General features: G+C 76.2%; 1 protein-coding gene. It reads left to right on the top strand.

All coding sequences use genetic code 11. The features are described from left to right. The first annotated feature begins 51 nt into the window (after positions 1-51). A complete protein-coding gene (locus tag KN815_RS38790) occupies positions 52-1,920 on the top strand; it encodes an AfsR/SARP family transcriptional regulator (RefSeq protein WP_253209505.1) in 1,869 nt (622 codons plus the stop codon). Positions 1,921-1,980 lie beyond the last annotated feature (60 nt).

The following is a 1,980-nucleotide window of genomic DNA, read 5'->3' on the forward strand; positions in this document are numbered from 1 at the left end:
CCCGTACAAGGTCCGGAACTTCAACGACACCGAGGCCGTGGGGAGGCAGCAGTGCGGCAGGTGGAGTTCGGGATCCTCGGACCGGTGGAGGTGCGCGTGGACGGGCGGCTATTGCCCGTCGACGGCGCCAAACAGCGGACCGTGCTGGCCGCCCTGCTGCTCTCCGGCGGCCGGGTGGTCTCGGACGACCGGCTCAGCGAGCTGCTGTGGGGCCGCAATCCGCCGGTCACGATGACCGCGCAGCTCTACACCCATATCTCGCGGCTGCGCAAACGCTGCGCCCCCTGGCTCCACTTGGCCCGCCGGGGGCCGGGATACGCCATGGACCACAGCGGGGCCCGGTTCGACTGGGAGGAGTTCCAGCGCCTGGCCGAGCGGGGGCGCGGGGAACTCGCCGACGGCCGGTACGCGGAGGCCGCCGAGCGGCTGCACACCGCCCTGGCGCTGTGGCGGGGGCCCGCCCTGTCGGATGTGACCGGTTTTCTGGAGGAGACGGAGCTGCCGCGGCTGGAGGAGGCCCGGATCAGCGCGGTGGAGCACCGTATCGAGGCGGAGCTGGCGCTGGGCCGGCACGCCCGGTCCGTACCCGAACTGACCCGGCTGGTGGCCGAGCATCCGCTCCGGGAGGCGCTGCGCGGCCAGTTGATGACCGCCCTGTACCGGTGTGACCGGCGGGCGGACGCGCTGGCGGTCTACGAGCGCGGACGGCGGGTGCTGCGCGACGAACTCGGGATGGACCCCGGCGCGGGGCTGCGCCGGGTCCACCACGGGGTGCTGCGCGGCGAGCTGCCGGGCCCCGCCGCCCCGGAGCCGGTCCGGGTGCGGCTGCACAAGGCGGGGCGGGCGGGCGTCCCCGGACCCGAGTCGATGGCCGGGGACATCTGGGCCGGTCTGGTGCCCGCCATGCTGCCGACCGACATCGGCGATCTGAGCGGGCGCGCCGAGCAGCTCGCGGCCGTATCGGACGCGCTGCGGGCCCCCGGGCGCGGCGGGGCGACGGTGCTGACCGGCGCTCCGGGCACGGGCACCTCGGCGCTGGCGGTGCATGCCGCGCACCGGTGCCGTGAGGACTTCCCGCACGGGCAGCTCTACGCCGATCTGCGGGAGGAGGACGGCGGGCCCAAGGACCCGCTGGACGTACTCGGCTGGTTCCTGCGGGCGCTCGGCGCGGGCCATCACGATCTGCCCGTCGCCCTGGACGAACGGGCGCAGCTCTACCGCAGCCGGCTGGACGGCCGCCGGGCGCTGGTGGTGCTGGACAACGCGGTCGAGGACCGGCAGGTGCGCCCGCTGCTGGTGAACGGCGACGGCTGCCGCACCCTGATCACCGGCCACTCCTCGCTCACCTCGGTGGAGGGGGTGCGGCTGGTGCGGCTGGATCCGCTGGACGCCAGGGAGGGGCGGCTGCTGCTGGCGGCGCTCGCGGGGCCGGGGAGGGTGGCGGCGGAGCCGGAGGCGGCCGACCGGATCGTGGCGCGGTGCGACGGGCTTCCGCTGGCGCTGCGGATCTGCGCGGCGCGGCTGGCGGCGTATCCGCAGTGGCGGCTGGCGCATCTGGCGGACCGGCTGGCCGCCGCGGACCGGCGGCTGGGCGAGCTGTCCCTGGGCAGCCTCGATGTGCGGGCGACGCTGAGCCGCTGTCACGCCCGGCTGGCGCCGACGGCCCGGTACGCGTTCCGGGTGCTGGCGCACCGGGCGGAGGGCTCCGCGTTCACGGCGCGTCAGGCGGCCGTGGAGCTGCGGTGGCCGGAGGGGCGGACCGAGGACGTGCTGGAGTCGATCTCGGAGGTCCGCCTGCTGGACATCATCGCCGACGGGGATCAACTGCGGTACCGCTACCGCCCGTTGGTGCGGCTGTTCGCCCGTGAGCAGCGGGGCCGGGGCCCGGGGCCGCGGCCACCGGCGGACGGCACGGGCTGATCCGGCCGGGCCTCGGGGGCTTACGCGGGCCGGGCCCAGGGCGGCCCTGGTGGTCGCCGG

This window comes from Streptomyces niphimycinicus (assembly GCF_018883605.1).
Classification (GTDB): domain Bacteria; phylum Actinomycetota; class Actinomycetes; order Streptomycetales; family Streptomycetaceae; genus Streptomyces; species Streptomyces niphimycinicus.